Genomic DNA, 20,565 nt, shown 5'->3' with positions numbered 1-20,565 from the left:
ATATTCAAACAAATCAAAATTGAATAAGTAATCGTACTCTTATCAAGAGTTGGCTGAGGGATTTGGCCCTGTGAAGCCCAGCAACCGACCGTCATTCCATCCTAAGGTGGATCACACCCGTAAAACATGTTTTACAAAGGCACGGTGCTAATTCCAACAGAAAGTAATTCTTTCTGGCAGATAAGAGGTTTGAACACTACAATCAAGCCTCTTTCCAACGAAAGAGGCTTTTATATTTTCTAAAATTATAAAAGCCTCCATATATTCTTAAACCTATTAACTTAGTAAACAAATCAGTTTAATAAACTATGGAGGGATTCCGATGTCAACAATAAAAACAGAGAAATATCAGCCATTAACAGAAATTTCAGCAATCAAACTTGTGAAAAAGCTAGGTCTTTTTGATGCCACAGAAGCACTGACTGCCCGTGAAATCGGTGACGGCAACTTAAATCTCGTCTTTCACATCATAAATGATCAAACGAATAAATCCATTATCGTCAAACAAGCACTTCCTTATGCAAAAGTTGTAGGCGAGAGCTGGCCTCTATCCTTGAACCGTGCCACAATTGAAAGCAATGCGCTCAAGCAATTCGGTGCATTTACGCCAGAACTTGTGCCCGCTGTTCATTACCACGATGAAACGCTTGCTGTTACGGTCATGGAAGATCTGTCTCATTTAACGATTTCTCGCGCCGGACTTATTCAAGGTGAAAGTTACCCTCTGCTCTCACAGCATATCGGTTCTTTTTTGGGACATATTGCGTTCAAAACGTCTGATTTTGCCTTAAAGCCTCAGGATAAAAAAGAAGAAGTTGTCAAGTATAGCAACCCAGACTTATGCAATATTACGGAAGATTTAGTTTTTACAGATCCTTTTTTTGATATTGATACAAATGAATTTGAAAAAGCGCTGCGTCCTGATGTAGAAGAATTGTGGAATGATAGTGATGTAAAATTACAAGCAGCGAAATTAAAATATAAATTTTTAACAAATGCCCAAACGCTCATTCACGGTGATTTACATACAGGCAGCATCTTTGCTAGCAGTCAAGAAACGAAAGTGATTGATCCAGAGTTTGCTTTTTACGGTCCGTTTGGATTCGATTTAGGGCAATTTGTTGCGAATTTATTTTTAAATGCTCTTTCTCGAGAAACAAATCGCGAACCGCTATTCGCACACATTACAAACACATGGAACGTATTCAAAGATACCTTTACTGCGCTTTGGCATTCTGAAAACACTGAACCTTTTGCTAAAGATGAGCGCTTATTACATGAAATTTTAACGCAAACGTGGCAGGATGCTGTTGGATATGCAGGATGTGAAATCATTCGACGTACGATTGGCTTAGCTCACGTGGCGGACTTAGACGAAATTTCTTCTGAAGAAAGAAAAATTAACGCTAAACGTACTGCGTTAAAAATTGGACGCTATTTGCTTCTGCACCAACAAGACGTTTCACCAAATGAATTCGAACATTTACTTCGATAACGAATAATGTACACAATGAAAGGATCGGTATCAGCATGACAAATACACTATCACTTCCGCGCTCAGTGGAATGGAATGAATCATATATTACTTTATTAGATCAGCAGCAGCTTCCTGGCAAAGTCGAGTATATTAAGCTGCAAACCATTAAAGACGTATGGGATGCTATCACTACCTTGAAAGTACGCGGAGCTCCTGCAATTGGCATTACGGCGGCTTTTGGTCTTGCTCTTTCTGCGCTTAGCTATGACACAGATTCAGTCAAGGAATTTAACAAAAAGCTAGCTCTTGATCAACAGTATTTAGCTAGTTCACGCCCCACTGCCGTCAATTTATTTTGGGCACTAGAACGCGTAGCGAAAAGCGCTGAATCCGCTTCGTCCGTTAATGAAGCTAAAACAAAAGTTGTTCATGAAGCTATTCAAATTCAAGTAGAAGATGAAGAAACGTGCTACCGAATTGGCGATCATGCTCTATCTTTATTCAAAAAGAAAGATAAAATCATGACCATATGTAATGCTGGTTCAATTGCTACCGCTTATTACGGAACAGCATTAGCACCTTTTCACTTGTCTAAACAGCGGGATATTCCGCTTGAAGTGTTTGCCTGTGAAACAAGACCCGTACTTCAAGGTTCCCGCTTAACCGCATGGGAACTTCAGCAGTCGGGAGTAGACGTTACGCTGATTACGGATAATATGGCCGCTCATACGATTAAAACAAAAGGAATCAATGGAATTATTGTAGGAGCTGATCGTATTGCAGCGAATGGCGATACGGCTAACAAAATTGGAACGTACGGACTTGCTCTTTTAGCGAAAGCATTCGGTATTCCATTTTACGTAGCAGCGCCGCAGTCCACATTTGATTTATCTATTCAAGACGGAAGCAGCATCCCTATTGAAGAACGTTCACCTAAAGAAGTAACGCACATTGGAGATACGCAAATTGCTCCAGACGGAATCTCTGTGTACAATCCAGCTTTTGATGTGACGCCAAGCGAACTGATTACGGCCATTATTACAGAGCATGGAATTATCCATTCCCCGTCTTTTGAATCCATTCAAAAAGTTTTGCTGCAATCCGCTCAATAACAAGAGGCTGAGACAAAAGTATTTTAGCCTCACTGCAAAACGAACCATTAATCAACACGTTTGATTAATGGTTCGTTTTTTTTTGTTATGGTGAATGTAGTTTCATCTGTTTCGTTCCTTCTAACAGTGGATTGGAGGGCAAGGCGAAGACTCCTGCGGGAAAAGCGGAACAGGTGAGACCCCACAGGAGCGTATGCGACGAGGAGGCTCAGCGGCCGCCCGCGGAAAGCGAAGTCTTGCACGGAAACCAACGGCGGTGTCACAAGCGATTCAGCTCATGTGTACGAGTTGTTCGTCTTTAGATGGCATTAATTTTGTTATGTCTCAACCTCTGTTATTAAACAGTGCTTTTCGGCTGCATTTGTAACACAATTGTAACAGTACTCTCTGCTTTTTCTACATATATTATAGGGGATTCTTTTTGAATAAGGGGGAGTAAATATGAGTGCAGAGCAAAAAACGGATAAAAACAAAGCGTTGAATCGCAAGCAGCAATATCAGCTATTCGATTTATCCAAAGATGAAGAACTAAATTCCCTCCCTTCTCCTCAGCAAATTGACGGTGTGTTTGTGCAAGGAGAAGGCTGGAAATTAGACGGTGAATAGCTATTAACTATAAGCGCCTTTTGCTACATTTCTTTCAAGCATTAATAGTTTTTCTTTTATATGAGTTTGGGAGCCTGCATAACCCGTTAAAGCTCCATTTTTTCCAATCACACGGTGACAAGGTAAAATAATAGGCAGTGGATTTCGACGATTCGCTTGTCCCACAGCCCTTACGGCTTTAGAGCGATTAACAGACTCCGCTACATCACTATAAGACCACGTTTGTCCATAAGGTATACCTTTAAGCGTTAACCACACTTCTTTTTGAAAGTCTGTTCCTTTTATATCCAAAGGCAAATCAAATGTTAGCGTGCGCCCTTCAGCATAATCCTGCAGCTGTCGCTTCGCTTCTTTCACATGGTGATAATTCTCGTCATGGACAAGTTTTTTAAGCTGCTCGTTATGATCATCGCTATCAAACCAAATATGTTGAACCCCTTTTTCCGAGGCTACAATATAAATTTTCAAATCAGAAAATAAATTCATTTCTCCATAGTACATACTCGCTTATCCTTTCTATTTAGGCTGGAAGAATAACATGAAAAGCTGTTCCTGCTCCTATTTTGCTTTCCACTTCAATTCGCCCTTTGTGTTCTTCGATAATTTTATACGAGACCATCAAACCGAGTCCCGTTCCTTTTTCTTTTGTCGTATAAAATGGTTCTCCTAAGCGCTTGATGCGCTCTTCGGGCATTCCGTCTCCTTGATCTCGAATGGAGACCGTCACGTAGTGCGGCTCTGTAGAGTAGACTTCAACAAAAATTCTTCCCCCGTTTGATGTGACTTCAATTGCATTTTTAATTACATTTATTAGTACTTGTTTAATTTGGTTCGGCTCGCAGTATACCATTGGCAGCTGAGGGGACACACTTAGTTCAAACTGAATATTTTCTAAAAGCGCTTGAGCATTTAATAAATCAATCGTTTCTTTAACAACCGCAGCTAGATTTTTCTTTTCAAACTTTACGGCCTGTGGCTTAGCGAGTACTAGAAACTCTGTAATAATGGTTTCAATTCTTTTTAATTCGGATTTAATAATATCAAAATAAAGAGAGTGATCTTCTTGAATACTGCTTTCTAACAGCTGAACAAACCCTTTTAAAGCTGTCATCGGGTTGCGGATTTCATGCGCAATCCCAGCTGCTAACTGTCCGACTACTTGAAGCGTATCTGACTTCCGAATCTGCTCCTGCATTTGATTTCGTTCCGTTACGTCTCTTAAAAGCGTCATATATAGACCTGGCAAGATATCTTTTTTCGTAGAAAATTCGATATTTTTAACTTTTCCGTTCCCCGTAACGTACGTAATCTCTCCTTCAGCTTCCCCTTTTTGCTCAATCGTTTCTTTATGCTCAATGACCGCATCTAAATTCGCTGAAGAAATAAAATCCTCCATGGAGTGCGCACAAATCTCCTCTTTGCTGAGTTCTAAAATATCACAAAGAGAAGAATTCACATCAATAATATTTCGCTTACCGTCCCATAAAACTAACCCATCAATCGAACCATTAAAAATCTGTCTGAATTTCTCTTCGTTATTCCGAAGCTCCTGTTCGATTTTTGTACGTTCACTGATGTTTCGAAAAATCGTTAAATGGTCTCCTTCTATAATGCCTTTTTTCCCTGTGAATTCCAACTGTTTGATTTCTCCATTTGGCATGTAAAAAGGAAGCTGATTGCGAATTTCTCCTTTTGTTTGAAACGTTTGGAGCACCTTTAACGCACTAAAGCTTTTTGTATCGATAAACGTATACAAATTGCTTCCAATTAATTTGTTTAACGGCAGCTCAAAGGTACGCGAAGAAGCAAGATTAGCGTTCAAGATTTCACCATCATCTCTCCAAATCAAGATCGCTTCAATCGCATTTTCAAAAATAGCTCTGAAATTTTTTTCGCTTCTCAACAGCTGCTGCTCCATCAGCCGTTTTTCCGTCACGTCTCTCATAATGGACATATAGTATTGACTGTATATATTAGCCGTTGTGGTAAATTCAAAAAAAGTAACGTCTCCATTTTCGAGCCTAATCGGCAGCTCACCGCTTGTCTTTCCTTCTTGATGAAGAGTTCTCCATAATTTTTTCACCTTATAATGATAAGTAGGTTCTACAAGTTCTTCTAATGTTTTGGTTAGAAGCTGTGCTCTTGTATAATTTAATCGTTCGCAAAATGAAGGGTTCGCGTCGATAAGCTGACCCGTTCGATCAAAAATGACAATTCCGTCTACCGCTTCATTAAATACATCCATAAACATATGATGACTAATAAACCGTTCATTTTCCATCATTTTGTGCTGCGTAATATCTCGAAATGTACACACAATAATGCCCGACATGTGGCTATGTTTGTGTGAAGTAAATTCAACATGTTTCATCATGCCGCTCCGAAGCGTCATCGCGCCTTCGTATTTGAAATAGCTTTCTTCTAAGAGTGCTGGATAATACGCTTCAATCATGTCATACGGAAAATACATTAGAAAATCTTTCATTTGATACGTTAATAGCTCATCCTTTGTTTTTTCAAACAGCCCGCAGGCTGATTCATTTGCATTTATAACTTGAAAATACTCATCGAATACGACAATGGCATCTAATACGTCATTAAAAATAGCTCGTAGCTGCTGTAATTCACCTTGCTGCTTTTGCGCAGCTTCAGATGTTAATTCTCTGTGTGGTGACATGCTCATTGCTCCTTTCTTTTGCACTTCCCATTTCCCCACCTTTTATCTATAGACTTAGTATTCTACAAGATTTGCTTTTTACCTTTTTAAAATTAGCCACGTTTATTCAAAATGCGACATTTCTTCGCATTCTCCCGCTATTTAGAAAGAAAGCGTGAATAAAAGAAATCTACGTTCACCCTACCAATAAAAAAATCCGAACGAATTTGATTCTTCATCAAGAATCTCGATTCATCGTTCGGATTTTCCTTCAACTAAACTACTTTTGCCCCAGCCTCATCGATCATTCACTACAATATAAGTTGCTTGAATAGGTCCATGCACGCCAACTACTAAATTCATTTCAATATCAGCTGAATTGCTCGGTCCCGTAATAAAGTTAATGCAAGAAGCAATCGTTTCTCCTCGCTCTACTTTTTCATGAATCATTTCAGCAGCTTGTGTCATTCGAGGGACAATGGAGCTTTGAGGAATGATCGCAATATAAGTGGCGGGCAGCAAACTGACCGATCGTCCTTTTTCAGCGCTGCTGAACAAAACAACTGTGCCGGATTCTGCTAGCGTCAAATCACTGAAGGTAATGCCAACATTTGCTTGTTCAGCTAGTTTAATATTCTCATCGCCTTTTGCAGAATTCCATACATGAAGGCTACTGCTTGTTTCCCATTTCTCCATCAGCAGATTCAGTCCATACTCGGAAAACCTAGGATCATTCCACGTGCTCACAAGACCATTTCCATAGTTGGCTACGGCTTCCTCAAGGACAGCTGGTAAGTGTTGTGATGATGTTTCTACATAGCGAGTATGAATACGTTCGCAATGGTTTTCAAGCTCTTTCTTTAATTGGTCTGGCGAATAGCTGCGGTAGACCTCATGCTGAGGAGCATGCTTCCATTGTGGCTTTACTACGCCGCTTGTTCGCCTGCTTCGCTTAAGATTAGCTGCAATATTGTCTAAAAAACTGTCTCTATTTTGAATGCTTCCGTTCATCATCATCACTCCTTTTATCAAACCAATCTCGTAAGCGCTCTTTTGTAGGCGCTGGAAACTCTCTGCTTTCTGTCCACGCTTTTAATGGACCAGGTCCTTTGGAAATACTGCTTCCTGACATAAAAGGAGTAAGAGCTGCCGGTGCTACTTTAGCGCCCACTGTATATAGAGAAGAAGAAGCTGCCCCCAGGCCAAATGCTTTCATCGCTAGCTTTTCCGAAATAGGTGCTTTTCCTTCTTTTTCGACAATTCGCTGACGATGCTTGTGTAATAGCTCATGCAGCGGAATTTTGACTGGACAGGCATCTGTACAGGCTGCGCATAGCGTTGAAGCATATGGAAGCTCTTTGTAGTCTTCATAGCCTCCAAGCAAAGGAGATAATACAGCTCCAATCGGACCTGAATAAATAGATCCATATGAATGCCCTCCAATGTGGCGATACACGGGACATACATTCACACATGCCGCGCAGCGAATACACTGTAAAACAGATTGAAACTCAGTTCCTAAAATCGCAGATCGTCCGTTGTCCACAATCACTAGGTGAAATTCTTCCGGTCCGTCTACTTCCCCTGGAAGTCTAGGTCCCGTAAGCGCCGTTACATAACTTGTAAGCCGCTGACCTACTGCACTTCTAGTTAACAGGCTTACCAACACTTCAAACTCTTCAAAAGTTGGCACAATTCTTTCCATTCCCATAACCGTAATTTGTGTTTTAGGAAGGGCAGTTGTTAACCTTGCATTTCCTTCATTGGTTACAAGTGAAATAGATCCAGATTCCGCAATCGCAAAATTACATCCCGTGATGCCAATATCTGCTGATAAAAATTCTTTTCTCAGCATTTCCCGGGCGTGAAGAGCTAGTTCTTCAGGTTTTTCTGTTTTTTTATAAGAAAGCTTTTGTTGAAATACATCTCTAATTTGTTCTTTATTTTTATGAAGTGCAGGAGCGACGATATGAGAAGGCGGATCGTGATCATCTACTTGCAGGATATATTCTCCTAAGTCCGTTTCAATAACTTCACAGCCCAGTTCTTCTAAAGCAGCGTTCATATGAATTTCTTCTGTAACCATTGACTTGGATTTAACGACTTTCTTTGCCTGCTTTTGCCTCGCTACATTTTTTATGTACTCATTCGCTTCTTCAGCTGTTTGAGCGAAAAAAACATGGCCTCCGCGTTTAGCTACATTATCAGTGAGCTGCTCTAAATAGTAATCTAAATTTTCAAGCGTATGCTGACGAATTTCTTCGCCAAGCGCTCGCCATTCTTCCCAATTCCCTAACTCTTCCGCCGCATCTAGTCTACGGCTTCTTAAGCGCTCTTGAGCACCTGAAACCGCAAAGCGCATAAACGCATTATTGACTCCGTCATCGACGCGTTTTTTAAACTGATCGTTCCCTATTTTCATGGACATTCGGTATTCTCCTTTCTTTACATTCTGCTATTTAACACTTCAGCGATATGCATCACTTTTACAGGCTGTCCTTTTCGTTCAATTCTGCCTCCAATATTCATAAGACAGCCGCAGTCGGCTCCAATTAAGTACTCTGCGTTTGTCTTAGCTATACAGCCCACTTTTTCATCGACCATTTGTTCAGAGATTTGCCCCATTTTAACCGAAAACGTCCCGCCGAATCCACAGCAGTTATGACTGTTTTCAAGGTTCTCCATTTCAAGACCCTTTACATTGTTTAATAGTGTAAAAGGTTCTTTTTTTACGTTTAGCAAACGCGTCATATGACAAGAAGAATGATAAGTGGCTTTCCCATTTAAGCTGGCGCCTACGTCTTCAACTTTTAAAACGTTTACAATAAAATCCGTTAGCTCATACGTTTTATTAGCAAGCTTCACGGCCGGTTCATACCATGCAGCATCACCTTTAAAAAGATGGGGATACTCTTTGAACATTGTCACACACGAGCCGGATGGAGATACAACGTACTCTGCATGCTCAAACGCTTTTATCATGTTTTTCATCGCTTCTTTTGATTCTTTTACGTAACCGCTGTTATATGCAGGTTGTCCGCAGCAAACTTGACTCTTTGGAAAATCCACTTCGCATCCTAGTCGTTCTAACAATTCTACCGTCGCTTTTCCTACATTTGTTTGAAACATATCAATCAAACATGTCGCAAATAAAGATACTTTCATCATTTGCTCCCTCCAAGCTGATCATTTTACTTCTTTTAGTTAACAGGTCATCAGATGACTTAATGCTATTATACTCCTATGTTTTTCTAATTTCACTAGTTTTTCAAAAATACCTTTCTTTGTTTGCTATCTTTTTTTCATAAAAAATAGGAAATTGAGACATAACTACATCATTTCAATCTAAAGATGAACAATTTGGATAAATGATTTAATGTGGATTACTTGTTAGACCGCGGTTGATTTCCGGGCAACTGCTAGAAGAAACGAAACACGTGAAACCTACGTTTGCCATATCATTAAAAAAATCCGAACGATGAAGATTCTCCATCAAGAATCTTCATCGTTCGGATCTTCCCTTCAACTAAACTACGTTTGTCTTAGCTTCTTACTTATTTATTTCCAAAAATCATCAAATACTGTGATTGGCAATTGGCGTTTATGCTGCGTTTTTAAGAAGTGACCTTCAATGACGTTACTTGCATGTTCACCTACATCTTTGCCTTCTAAATAATCATCGATTTGCTCGTACGTTACGCCAAGCGCTTCTTCATCCGGAAGCTGTGGACGATCTTCTTCCAAATCAGCCGTTGGTTTTTTCATATATAGATGCTCGGGACAGCCTAATTCTTTTAGCATTTGTTTTCCTTGTCGCTTGTTCAGACGGAAGATAGGAACTAAGTCAGCTCCTCCGTCGCCGAATTTTGTATAAAATCCTGTAACAGCTTCAGCAGAGTGATCCGTTCCAAGTACGACTCCACTGTACATGCCTGCTACCGTATATTGCGCAATCATTCGTTCACGTGCTTTTACATTTCCTTTGTTGAAGTCGGAAACTTTATCGTCTGCCGCTTCTTCAACAGCAGAAAGCATAGCATCTACTGCTGGTTTTACGTTAATAGAAATAGATTTTGTTGGTTGAATAAAAGCAAGTGCATCTTGACAGTCTGCTTCATCTGCCTGCACACCGTATGGAAGACGAACAGCAATAAACTGATAGCGCTCTTCTCCCGCTTCTTCATTCAACTCATTAACCGCTAGCTGCGCCAGCTTTCCAGTTAACGTAGAATCTTGGCCGCCAGAAATACCTAGTACAAACGAACGTAAAAAAGGATATTTGTTCATATAGGATTTCAGAAAATCAACGCTGCGGCGAATTTCTTCCGCGGGATTAATTTCTTTTTGTACGTTCATTTCTTCAATAATTTGCTTTTGTAGCTCTTTCATAAAAAAACTCTCCTCTCATTACTAGCTGATAGAATCTACACAAGCACTGTATCAGATAGTAACTTGCTTCTCGTCTCTTCGATATTTTGCATTTTGTTATCCCAGCAGTTTGTACTCAAGTCTACCGGGTACTCTGTAGGACGGAATACATCTTCGTTCGATTTTGTAATGACTTTATAGTCATCCCATAGATGCTTTAAGTTTTGTAAGCAGTAGGCTCTCATTTCTTCAATTGTAGGCTGCTCATACACAAGCTTTCCCTGTGCAAAAATTGGCTGGTGAATTTTACGTGCGTTAAAGTTCGTGACAAACTTGCTGACGTGCGTATGAATAGGATGAAACATTTTTAAATGCTCCTCTTCATTCGGCACTTCGTCTTGCATCGTAATATAATCGCCTTCCCATTTGTGATTCACTTGATTTACAATTCGATATACTTCTTTTAAGCCGGGAGTTGAAATTTTCTCCGGGTTTTCTGACAGCTTAATGGTATCCACCATGTTTCCATGATCATCTTCAATCGAAACCAGCTTGTACACCGCTCCTAGCGCCGGCTGATCAAAGGAAGTCATGAGTTTTGTTCCAACTCCCCATCCATCAATTTTGGCACCTTGCGCTTTCAAATCCAGAATGCTGTACTCATCAAGGTCATTCGAAGCGAAAATTTTCACATCATGATAGCCAGCTTCATCAAGCATTTTTCTTGCCTCTTGAGAAAGATATGGAAGTCTTCCGCTGTCTAATCGAATACCGATAAAATTAATCCGATCTCCCATTTCATTTGCTACTTTAATAGCATTTGGAATACCTGACTTTAACGTATTATATGTATCTACTAAAAAGATACAGTTGCGGTGTGATTCCGCATATTTTTTAAACGCGCTGTACTCGTCGCGATAGACTTGAACAAGCGCGTGGGCATGAGTACCGGACACAGGAATTCCAAACACTTTTCCCGCTCTGACATTACTGGTTGCATCAAAACCTCCAATATAAGCAGCTCTTGCCCCGTAAAAAGCAGCATCCAGCTCATGTGCTCTTCTTGAACCAAATTCCATAAGCTGATTCGTACCCGTATGCTCATATAAATTATCTTCTCCCGCCGCCAAGCGAATACGCGATGCTTTTGTTGCAATCAGCGGATGGAAATTTAAAATGTTTAAAAGCGGTGTTTCAATAAGCTGCGCTTCTGCTAAAGGAGCGTCAATTTGCAGCATCGGTTCATTAGCAAAAATCATTTCGCCTTCTACGACCGAACGAATATTACCGCTAAATCGAACCTGTTTTAGATAGTCGATAAACTCCGCTTCATAATGCAGTTCTTCATATAAATAATCTAAGTCCGTTTCGCTAAATCTGAAATTAGCAATAAAATCAATTACTCTTTCTAGCCCTGCAAACACCGCATAACCGCTTTCAAACGGCATCCGACGAAAGTAAGCTTCAAACACAGAACGACGTTTATGAATGTGGTCTTTAAAATACGTATGCGCCATATTCAGTTCGTATAAATCTGTATGCAAAGCTAAACTATCATCTCTATATTGCTTTTTCATACTTTGTAACCCTCCATTTGACAATCCTAGTTTCTATTATGTAAATCTTTTCACAATAGAGCAAGCATAAATTATCGGAAGGTGCTTGAATTTTAGTTTTTCTGTTGTTTAGGGCGCACTTTTCTACCTGAAATGGCGCTATTTTTCTTCCGGTATGTATTTCATTAATACGTGTTCAACATTGTCAAGATGACTCATCATAAAATACTGAGCATCTTCTGCATGCTGAGAGAAAATAGCCTCATAAATTTGCTGATGCTCTTTATAAATCCGTTCAGCCGTTTTTTCTTCTGCATAAAGCCAGATGCGTCTTGTCTCTTTCATCGTTTCAATCATCATTTCTGATACGTTATTCATAAGCTTCACTAAAAGAGGGTTTTGCGAGGCTTTGGCAATGGCTAAATGAAAAGCAAAATCTGCTTTCTCTCCCAGCTCTTCATTGCCAAACGCTCCTTTCATTTGTTCTAGACTATCGGACAGCTGGTTGAGGTCCGCATCCGTTCTCTTTTGAGCTGCAGCACGAACAGCTCCAATTTCTAATACTTTTCTCACTTCAAGCAAATGTTCAATATCATTTTTATTCATTAATACAGCGCTAGTTACAGGCAAAGACAGCATATCTGAGTTGAATTCCCGTACAAATGTACCTTCTCCCTGCTTCATCTCCAGCAGCCCCATTGCCCTCAAAGCACTAAGAGCTTCACGGATAGCTGAGCGCCCTACCTGAAAGTTTTCCGCCAGCTGCTGTACTGAATCCAAACGGTCTCCAGGCTTTAAACTGCCTTCTTTTATATTTTCAAGAAGCGTTTCGGCTACTTCTTCGTATATTTTTTTTGGCTTAATTCGCTTATATTCCACGTTTTCCACCTCATTTTTTTCGTTCACCAAGGTTCATATTAACCGAGACTCTTTCTTCTTTTACGTTTCTGTTACATTTTACCGAAATCTTTTCCCCTCCACAACAAAAGTGGCAAGGTATTTATACTTTATTTCTCAAATGTGCTAAAATAGTAAATTGATTTCATATTACGAGTTAAAAGGAGCTTTTTGAATGAACATTGTTGTCAGTACATTGAATGCGAAGTATATTCATACTTCTTTAGCCCTTCGATGTTTAAAAGCCTATGCCGAGCCTGACTATAAAGTGGATATGGCCGAATATACGATTAAAGATCCTGCTATGAACATTGTCACGGATTTATATAAACGCAACCCAGATATTATTGGTTTCAGCTGTTACATTTGGAATATTGAAGAAACGATTAAAGTCGCACAAATGCTTAAAAAGATCAATCCCGAGCTCATCATTATATTCGGTGGACCAGAAGTAACCTATGATGTAACTCACTGGCTAGAGCGTATTCCTGAAGCAGACTTTATCGCGATCGGTGAAGGAGAAGAAACATTCAAGCAGCTGTTAGACGAACTTCACGGCGCTCGTCAGTTTGAAAACGTAAGCGGCGTGGCTTTCCGAAAAGAGGGAAAACCAGTTGTTAACCCGCAGCGCAATAAAATTGATCTGCGCGAAATGCCTTCTCCTTTTCGTTTTGAAGAAGACCGCCAAGAACTTTCAAAACGCGTTGTGTATATTGAAACGAGCCGCGGCTGTCCGTTTAGCTGTCAGTTCTGTCTCTCTTCTATTGAAGTAGGCGTTCGTTATTTCGACCGAGAAAAAGTAAAAGAAGATATTCGCTATTTGATGGATAACGGAGCGCGCACGATTAAGTTCGTAGACCGCACGTTCAACATCAGCCGCAGCTACGCCATGGAAATGTTCCAATTTTTAATTGATGAACACCGCGAAGGTACGGTATTTCAATTTGAAATTACTGCCGATATTATGCGCCCAGAAGTTATTCAGTTCTTAAATGACAATGCGCCAAAAGGATTATTCCGCTTTGAAATTGGCGTTCAATCTACAAATGATGCTGTCAATGAACTGGTCAAACGCAAACAAAACTTTAAAAAATTAACACGTACCGTAACAATGGTAAAAGAAGGCGGAAAGATCGACCAGCATTTAGACTTAATCGCAGGACTGCCAGACGAAGATTATAACTCATTTAAGAATACGTTTAATGATGTATTTGCACTTCGCCCTGAAGAGCTTCAGCTAGGCTTTTTAAAAATGCTTCGCGGCACCGGCTTACGCTTAAGTGCGCCTCGCTATAATTATCAATACATGGATCAGTCGCCTTATGAAATTTTAAGCAATAACGTCCTGCCATTTTCAGATGTCGTACGTATTAAACATGTAGAAGATATTTTAGAAAAGTTTTGGAATGACCACCGAATGGATGAAACGATCGAGTTTTTAGTAGAGCACTGCTATGATACACCTTTTGATTTCTTCCAAAACTTCGGGACGTATTGGGATGAAATGGGCTGGGTTCGAATCGGTCATCAGCTTGAAGATTTATTCAGACGCCTTAGACAGTATATTGAAACAGAGAATTTTTCAAATGAAGAAGTAATTGAAGGGTTTATGAAAATTGATTATTTACAAAACCAAAAGCATAAGCCTCGTAAACCTTGGTGGGACGATAAAGTAGAAAAACAAGTCCGCTCTCATTACTATCAGCAAATGCTTACTAATCCTTCTATCATGGGACAGGCTTTTGAAGCTGAACAGCTTGCTGAAAAAGAATTATACAAGCACACTGTTTTAGAGATTCTTCCATTTGACTATATGTATTATAAACAAACGGGCCAAATCAATGAACAACCGTCTGTTCTTCTTGCTTATTATGATCAAAAAGCAAATGATACAAAACTTTATTCAGCACCTGTAGAAGCATTTGGTCTTCCAGTTGTAAGCTAAAACCTCGGATATCCGAGGTTTTTTTCTTTAACATTCTTTTTTCTTTTCATGCTCTTTATCAGACTTTGTCTTTCCTAGGGATTCATATATTTTAGCTGCGTTCGGATCGCCCATTTCCGTTCCAAACTCTTCTTGCAGTAATTGTTTTTGTTTTGCTTCAGTGCTCGCGATGTGCTTATTATTTTGTTTATGTTTGCTCATCGTTACTTACCTTGCTTTCCTTTTTTAGAATTACGATTCGCGCCTTTAGCCGGCTCCTCGCCGCCAGCATATTCAGCAGCGAATTCTGCATCTGAAAGGCTCTCTTTTGGTGTATTGTTGTTAGTTAGTCCTGATTTGTACCCTACTTTACGCTTTGCCATCATGTATCCCTCCTATACTTGGAAGTCCATTGAACTTCCTTTTCTTAGAATGCGCCTTTTGCTAAGCAATATAAGCAGAAAAAGCTGTAAAAAAGCGGTTGAAACATAACAAAATTACTTTAATCTAAAGACGAACAAATGGGATAAATGAGTTGGACCGCTTGTTACACCGCTGTTGATTTCCGTGTAAGGCTTCGCTTTCCGCGGGCGGGCGGTGAGCCTACTCGCCGATTACGCTCCTGCGGGGTCTCATCTGTTCCGCTTTCCCCGCAGGAGTCTTCGCCTTGCCCTCCAATCAACAGCTGGAAGCAGCTAAACACATGAGACTTATGTTCACCATCACAAAAAAATCCGAGCGAGTTTAATTCTTGACTAAGAATCAAACTCGCTCGGATTTTCCTTAAACTAACATACTTTGTCCAAGCCTTTTTTACCCAATAATAATACGTTCTTTCGGATAGTGATAATCCGGTCCAGACGTTGGACGGCGAAGCATTAAGATAAATGAAAACATGCCGATTCGGCCAATGAACATTAAAATCATAATAACGCATTTACCGATATCAGAAAGCCCTCCTGTAATTCCCATTGATAAACCTGTTGTCCCAAAAGCTGAACACACTTCAAAAATAAGCTCAATGAGAGAAAAATGTTCTGTAATACTTAAAATAAGAAGAGAAATCGAGCAAATGATTACGGCTAACATCGATACAGCTACTGATTTAATAATGTCATCTTCATGAATTTCGCGGCGAAAGATTTTAATCGTCTTATTTCCTCTTACGTAATAAAACAGGAAAAGAATATTTAATGCAAACGTCGTCGTACGAATTCCTCCCCCTACTGAGCTCGGTGAAGCCCCGATAAACATCATCGCGCTCATCATAATTAACGTAGGAAGCGAAAACTCATTAATATTCATGGTCGCCACTCCTCCGCTCCTTGTGGCAGCGGATTGGAAAAACGCATAAAAAAACGATTCATCCCAAGACTTATCTGCTAAAAATCCTGAATGCTCTAGCACAAGAATCAAGATTGTTCCTCCTGCTAACAGCAGAAAAAACATAATGGTCGTTAGCTTCGTAAATAGCGAAAATTGAAATTTACGCTTATCTTTAAATGTTAAAAAATAGTGCTTAATTTCAATTAATACAGGGAATCCAATCGCTCCAAGCGTAATTAAAATAACGGTTACCACTTGTACAAAATAATCATGGGCATACGGAATAAATGAAGATCCTGTAATATCGAAGCCAGCATTTGTTGTAGCGCTGACAGAAGCAAAGAAACCATGCAGAAACGCATCTGTCCAACTCGAATAATAACGGAGAAAATGTAATCCTAAAATAATGGCGCCAACTAGTTCAATGGCAAAAATAATAAATAAAATATTTCTCATCAAGTCAACTAATCCTGATAAGCGGGATTGGTTATGGTCTGTCATAATGAGCTGACGTTCCTTTAAACCGATTTTTTTACCCAAAATCATCCAAATAAATGTACTGAGTGTCATTACACCAATACCACCGATTTGAAAAATAAAAGCGAGCAAAAAATAGCCTGTCGTACTAAATGTATCCGGAGTAGAGACAGGTGTCAGCCCTGTTACACTTACCGCACTAACGGCAATGAATAAGCGATCAATAAATGCTAACTTCACTCCAGGCTTTAAAGCTTCTGGAATACTAAGTAATAGAAATCCAAGCGTAACAGCCACTATGTAAAATGTAACAATAATTTGAGCTGAAGACATCTGCCTTACTCGTCGTTTCCATGGTTGCGGCATAATCTGACATTCCTTTTTTGTTATAATACTAATAGTTTTCTTCTTTCTTCCCAAAGCATACTCATTGTTGCACGGATCTCAATATCTATGTAAAAAATCCCATGTTCAAGAAGGTGACTACATTAGTATAAAAGAAGTCACCTCACTTGTCATTAGATATCATACATCCCATCAGCCTAGATAAAGAACAGGCACTCAATATTGTCTATTTACACAAAAAAACGAACCACCGATATTCGTGGTTCGTTTTTCACTTCGGCTAAAATACTTTTGTCCCAGCCTCGTCTTTATTTTATTTAGAGCGTTTTTCTAGCCAATCGCCGATTGAAGGATATGTTTCCTTCACTGCTTTTGGACCAAATACAACAGATACGTGACCTGTTTGCAACAATTTATACTCTTTATCTTCACTTGAAACAGCGTCCATTAAAGCTGCCACTTGATGCGGCATCGCAATATGATCACGGCTAGCAGCAATGTTTAAAATATTAGCTTTAATATTTTTTAAATCTACTTTGCGTCCGCGAACTTCAAGTTCACCATTGATTAGTTTGTTTTGTTGATAGAAGTCACGAATCCACTGACGATAAGCTTCGCCAGCAAATGGGATTCCGTCAGCAACCCACTTTTGCATTAGCTTCCAGCTTTCGACAAAACGCTGATTTTCCGAACGGTCCACCAACGTTACATACGGGCCGTAAAAATTCGTGATTGGCTTTAACATCTTGTTTCCAAAGTCAATCATCTCTGGAGGGATGTTTCCGAATGTATCTACTGCTTTATCTAAATTAAAGTAGCGATCGTCTAAAAATGCTCCGTATAAACCTGTATCCGAAAAATCAAATGGACTTGTCATAAAAATTAAGTTTTTAATCGGCAAGTCTTCATTTAATGCAGCAAAAATAGATGTCATAGTTCCGCCCATGCAGTAACCAAGAACAGACAAATCAGGAGATTTAGAAGTGCGAAGCACCTTTTTCGCCGCTTTTGGAATATAATCTACAATATAATCATCTAGCTTCATATTGCTGTCTTCAAGCCCAGGAGTTCCCCAGTCAAGCAAATACACGTCAAAACCGCGGTTTAATAAGTATTCAACAAGGCTGTTTCCAGGTGTTAAATCCAAAATATACGGTTTATTGATCAGTGCATATACGAGTAAGATTGGTGTTTTATGCAGGTTATCTTTTACTGGCGTATAGCGATATAATTTTGCCTTATTCTTTTTCCAAATAACCTCTTTTGGTGTTAATCCAACTTCCGGTTCCGCTTCTGTTGTCATAATTTCATATGCACGCTTAAAACGTCTTGCAGAACTTTTATATTCACTTGGCATTGATTTGATTAATTTTTCCCACTCTTGCACGTAAGGAATTGCCACGAATATACACACCCTTTCATTTCATTAGTAGTTAGTTAACAAGCACAGCCCCGACAAAAGTCAGGGCCAGCATTTATTACATGTATAAGCCGCCGTTAATGTTTAACTGTTGTCCTGTAATGTACGCGCCGTCTTTTGCTAAGTAAACAACTCCACGTGCAATTTCTTCAGCGTGGCCTAAGCGACGAGTTGGGATTTTTGCTACAACTTTTGCACGTACTTCTTCCGGCATTGCCATTACCATTTCTGTTTCAATAAATCCTGGGCAAATTGCATTAACCGTTACGCCACTTTTAGCTAGCTCAAGAGCTAATGATTTAGTAAATCCTAGCATACCTGCTTTAGCAGCTGAGTAGTTTGTTTGACCAAATCCGCCCGCTTGACCAATAATTGATGAAATATTGATAACACGACCGCCTTCAGATTCTAAAAGGTGCGTTAGCGCAGCTGATGTTGTGTTGTATACGCTATGTAAGTTTACATCAATTACTTTTTTCCAATCTTCTTCACCTAACTTCTTGAATGAACGGTCGCGCGTAATTCCAGCATTGTTTACTAGAATGTCTAATTGACCAAACGCAGCTTTTGTTTCTTCGATTAGGTGTTTTGCTTGATCTACATAAGACACGTCAGCTTGAACCGCAATAGCTTCTCCGCCGTTGTCTTTAATTTCTTTTACAATTGCTTCTGCAGATTCTTTACTGCTGTTATAGTTTACTGCTACTTTTACTCCATTAGAAGCAAGCTCACGTGTAATTGCTGCCCCGATACCTTTAGATCCGCCTGTTACGATTGCTACTTTACCTTGTAATGTTGTCATGAAAAATTTCCCCCTTGCTTCTTCAGCGATGATTTTTACTGTAAATACAGCAGTTAATGTTGTTATAAAATCCCCTATACCTTACTTGCGAGCTGGCTGCTCAGTTTTTTGAGCGTTTGATGGTTTTGCTTCAGATTTAGCTTCTGCCTTTGGGTTTTCAGCTAATTTTTCTTGTTTTTCTAACAGCTGAGCCTGAAGCTGCTCACCTTGAGTTTTAATTTGTTTTTGGATAGTTTCTTTTAACTCGTCTTGTGTTTTTTGCTGCCCTTCAAGAAGAGACAAAACTTTGTCGAGTTTTTTGTCTAACGATTTGACATCAGATTTCAGCTTAGTTACATCTTTTTTCAAAGCGGATGCACTTTCTTGCTGCGCTTCTAATTCATCGAAACGATCGTCAAATTGCTCTTCTAATAATTCTACTTTTTCTTCCACATTGATGACTAATGACGCAACGTTTGCTACATCTTCTTTTGTTGGTACATTTACTTGGTGCAGATAGCGCCCCGTTACTTCATTTACTGCTTGTTGATATTGAAGGTTCATATTTAGCACATTTCCCATTAGCTGGGAAAATTCTTCACGATTCATATTGTCCCCAATAACTTTACCCCAGTAAGATTCGGTTTTGTCATATACGTCTTTCCATGCTTGAAACGGATCAAATACTTTTTGCTGTTCCAAAACTCCATCTCCTTTCTTGTGTACGTTAAAAGTGATGGCTTTCAATATGGACACTCAATGTGACAAGCGACATATTAGAAGCTCTAAGTAAACGCAACCAATTTTGCGTTTATTTATTGGATAATGTAAATCTTTTCACAATTCACTTACCAACAAATTATAAATGTTATAAAAATTACCTACATGTACTATTATAAATTCGTTTCCCAAAATAAACAATTCTAAATCTTTGTTTATTTTTGAATTTTTTTGACGCTTTTTGTCGAAATCCAAAAAATCGTTCTTTTTTCCTGTATTTGAAAGACATGTTTTAAAGTGTTGACAATTTTTTCATCTAGGTGTAAATTACACATATAGAAAACAAATTCTCTTTTTTCGAAGGGGTGATTACCTTGGGATCAAGTGAAAAAGATAACACCTCTAATTCAAACAACTTAGAAAAATCGATTAGCGGTGCACCAAAAAACTTGATGGTTCCTTTTCTTCTTTTAAGTTTAAGAGGTTGGAATCTACATGGTTACAAGCTCATTCAGCAACTAATGAGCTTTGGATTCACATCAGTTGATCAAGGAAACGTCTACCGCACGCTGAGACAGCTTGAAAAAGACAACTTGATTACATCGCAATGGGATACGTCAGCTGAAGGACCTGCACGCCGGATTTATTCATTAACAGATGCCGGTGAACAATATTTAAGCATGTGGGCTAATTCACTTGAACAGTATCAAAACATGTTAGATTCATTTTTTCACATGTATACCGACATGTTGTTCCCTTTTAGCTCTTCTTCTTCTAAAAAGTCAAAAGAATCAAAAGAGGAAGAAAACGATTAAAGGGATTCACGCAGTACATCTGCGTTTCCTAATATAATGTTAAATTTCACGGTCAACCAGCGAGCGCGGAATGTTAGGTTTATCA

21 protein-coding genes and 1 riboswitch are annotated in these 20,565 nt (G+C 39.3%); of the genes, 6 read left to right on the top strand and 15 right to left on the bottom strand.

Annotation, left to right across the window (positions count from 1 at the left end; translation table 11 throughout):
* Window positions 1–36 precede the first annotated feature (36 nt).
* Window positions 37–187, top strand: a riboswitch (SAM riboswitch).
* 135 nt (window positions 188–322) lie between these two features.
* From mtnK to U9R83_RS06285, 4 genes are all read left to right on the top strand, one after another.
* Window positions 323–1,495, top strand: a complete 1,173-nt coding sequence (gene mtnK, locus U9R83_RS06300) for an S-methyl-5-thioribose kinase (RefSeq protein ID WP_014461079.1) — start codon at window positions 323–325, stop codon at window positions 1,493–1,495.
* Window positions 1,496–1,530: 35 nt separating this feature from the next.
* Window positions 1,531–2,589: an S-methyl-5-thioribose-1-phosphate isomerase gene (gene mtnA / locus U9R83_RS06295; protein WP_013055954.1), complete on the top strand. Its 1,059-nt coding sequence runs from the start codon at window positions 1,531–1,533 to the stop codon at window positions 2,587–2,589.
* A 193-nt stretch (window positions 2,590–2,782) separates the two neighbouring features.
* The gene (locus tag U9R83_RS06290; protein WP_243557223.1) at window positions 2,783–2,956 is read left to right on the top strand and encodes a hypothetical protein; all 174 of its coding nucleotides are present in this window, start codon (window positions 2,783–2,785) and stop codon (window positions 2,954–2,956) included.
* Window positions 2,957–3,030: 74 nt separating this feature from the next.
* Window positions 3,031–3,195, top strand: coding sequence for a hypothetical protein (locus U9R83_RS06285; RefSeq protein ID WP_014461081.1), 165 nt, complete (start codon window positions 3,031–3,033; stop codon window positions 3,193–3,195).
* A 3-nt stretch (window positions 3,196–3,198) separates the two neighbouring features.
* Here the strand turns inward: U9R83_RS06285 and U9R83_RS06280 are convergent, their stop codons facing one another.
* From U9R83_RS06280 to U9R83_RS06245, 8 genes are all read right to left on the bottom strand, one after another.
* Window positions 3,199–3,696 carry a methylated-DNA--[protein]-cysteine S-methyltransferase gene (locus U9R83_RS06280; protein ID WP_014461082.1) on the bottom strand — a complete coding sequence of 166 codons (498 nt, stop codon included), beginning with the start codon at window positions 3,694–3,696 and terminating at the stop codon, window positions 3,199–3,201.
* Between the two features lie 19 nt (window positions 3,697–3,715).
* The gene (locus U9R83_RS06275) at window positions 3,716–5,872 is read right to left on the bottom strand and encodes a PAS domain S-box protein (RefSeq protein WP_226555846.1); all 2,157 of its coding nucleotides are present in this window, start codon (window positions 5,870–5,872) and stop codon (window positions 3,716–3,718) included.
* 276 nt (window positions 5,873–6,148) lie between these two features.
* Window positions 6,149–6,862, bottom strand: a complete 714-nt coding sequence (locus U9R83_RS06270) for a LutC/YkgG family protein (protein WP_042992258.1) — start codon at window positions 6,860–6,862, stop codon at window positions 6,149–6,151.
* Entirely contained in the window at window positions 6,840–8,279 is a 1,440-nt protein-coding gene (locus U9R83_RS06265) for a LutB/LldF family L-lactate oxidation iron-sulfur protein (RefSeq protein WP_014461085.1), read from the bottom strand. The genes U9R83_RS06270 and U9R83_RS06265 overlap by 23 nt, the downstream gene beginning before the upstream one ends.
* A 17-nt stretch (window positions 8,280–8,296) precedes the next feature.
* The gene (locus U9R83_RS06260) at window positions 8,297–9,016 is read right to left on the bottom strand and encodes a (Fe-S)-binding protein (protein ID WP_042992570.1); all 720 of its coding nucleotides are present in this window, start codon (window positions 9,014–9,016) and stop codon (window positions 8,297–8,299) included.
* Window positions 9,017–9,409: 393 nt separating this feature from the next.
* Complete coding sequence (gene nadE, locus U9R83_RS06255) at window positions 9,410–10,240, bottom strand: ammonia-dependent NAD(+) synthetase (RefSeq protein ID WP_045292833.1); 831 nt, start codon at window positions 10,238–10,240, stop codon at window positions 9,410–9,412.
* Between the two features lie 35 nt (window positions 10,241–10,275).
* Complete coding sequence (locus tag U9R83_RS06250) at window positions 10,276–11,796, bottom strand: nicotinate phosphoribosyltransferase (protein ID WP_209368539.1); 1,521 nt, start codon at window positions 11,794–11,796, stop codon at window positions 10,276–10,278.
* Window positions 11,797–11,934: 138 nt separating this feature from the next.
* Window positions 11,935–12,654, bottom strand: coding sequence for a FadR/GntR family transcriptional regulator (locus U9R83_RS06245; protein WP_115653332.1), 720 nt, complete (start codon window positions 12,652–12,654; stop codon window positions 11,935–11,937).
* A 193-nt stretch (window positions 12,655–12,847) separates the two neighbouring features.
* On the opposite strand from U9R83_RS06245, the gene U9R83_RS06240 reads away from it, so the two are divergent.
* The gene (locus tag U9R83_RS06240) at window positions 12,848–14,617 is read left to right on the top strand and encodes a B12-binding domain-containing radical SAM protein (protein ID WP_328575170.1); all 1,770 of its coding nucleotides are present in this window, start codon (window positions 12,848–12,850) and stop codon (window positions 14,615–14,617) included.
* 27 nt (window positions 14,618–14,644) lie between these two features.
* Here U9R83_RS06240 and U9R83_RS06235 read toward each other — a convergent pair whose 3' ends face one another.
* From U9R83_RS06235 to phaR, 7 genes are all read right to left on the bottom strand, one after another.
* On the bottom strand, window positions 14,645–14,818 hold the full coding sequence (locus U9R83_RS06235) for a hypothetical protein (RefSeq protein ID WP_014461091.1): 174 nt from the start codon (window positions 14,816–14,818) through the stop codon (window positions 14,645–14,647).
* A 2-nt stretch (window positions 14,819–14,820) separates the two neighbouring features.
* The gene (locus tag U9R83_RS06230) at window positions 14,821–14,982 is read right to left on the bottom strand and encodes a hypothetical protein (RefSeq protein WP_328575169.1); all 162 of its coding nucleotides are present in this window, start codon (window positions 14,980–14,982) and stop codon (window positions 14,821–14,823) included.
* A gap of 161 nt (window positions 14,983–15,143) precedes the next feature.
* A complete protein-coding gene (locus U9R83_RS06225) occupies window positions 15,144–15,362 on the bottom strand; it encodes a hypothetical protein (protein ID WP_226701073.1) in 219 nt (72 codons plus the stop codon).
* A gap of 47 nt (window positions 15,363–15,409) precedes the next feature.
* On the bottom strand, window positions 15,410–16,789 hold the full coding sequence (locus tag U9R83_RS06220) for a TrkH family potassium uptake protein (protein ID WP_255256020.1): 1,380 nt from the start codon (window positions 16,787–16,789) through the stop codon (window positions 15,410–15,412).
* A gap of 268 nt (window positions 16,790–17,057) precedes the next feature.
* The gene (locus U9R83_RS06215) at window positions 17,058–18,146 is read right to left on the bottom strand and encodes a class III poly(R)-hydroxyalkanoic acid synthase subunit PhaC (RefSeq protein ID WP_013055939.1); all 1,089 of its coding nucleotides are present in this window, start codon (window positions 18,144–18,146) and stop codon (window positions 17,058–17,060) included.
* A 76-nt stretch (window positions 18,147–18,222) separates the two neighbouring features.
* A complete protein-coding gene (gene phbB, locus U9R83_RS06210) occupies window positions 18,223–18,966 on the bottom strand; it encodes an acetoacetyl-CoA reductase (protein ID WP_014461095.1) in 744 nt (247 codons plus the stop codon).
* Window positions 18,967–19,047: 81 nt separating this feature from the next.
* The gene (gene phaR / locus U9R83_RS06205) at window positions 19,048–19,647 is read right to left on the bottom strand and encodes a polyhydroxyalkanoic acid synthase subunit PhaR (RefSeq protein WP_226701072.1); all 600 of its coding nucleotides are present in this window, start codon (window positions 19,645–19,647) and stop codon (window positions 19,048–19,050) included.
* Window positions 19,648–20,039: 392 nt separating this feature from the next.
* Here phaR and phaQ point away from each other — a divergent pair, with 392 nt between their 5' ends.
* Window positions 20,040–20,480, top strand: a complete 441-nt coding sequence (phaQ, locus tag U9R83_RS06200) for a poly-beta-hydroxybutyrate-responsive repressor (protein ID WP_013055935.1) — start codon at window positions 20,040–20,042, stop codon at window positions 20,478–20,480.
* Window positions 20,481–20,565: the final 85 nt, after the last annotated feature.

The organism is Priestia sp. LL-8 (genome assembly GCF_036227845.1).
GTDB classification, from domain to species: Bacteria; Bacillota; Bacilli; order Bacillales; family Bacillaceae_H; genus Priestia; species Priestia zanthoxyli.
Note: the sequence above shows the minus strand (reverse complement) of the source record. Positions and strands in the feature narration are given on the sequence as shown.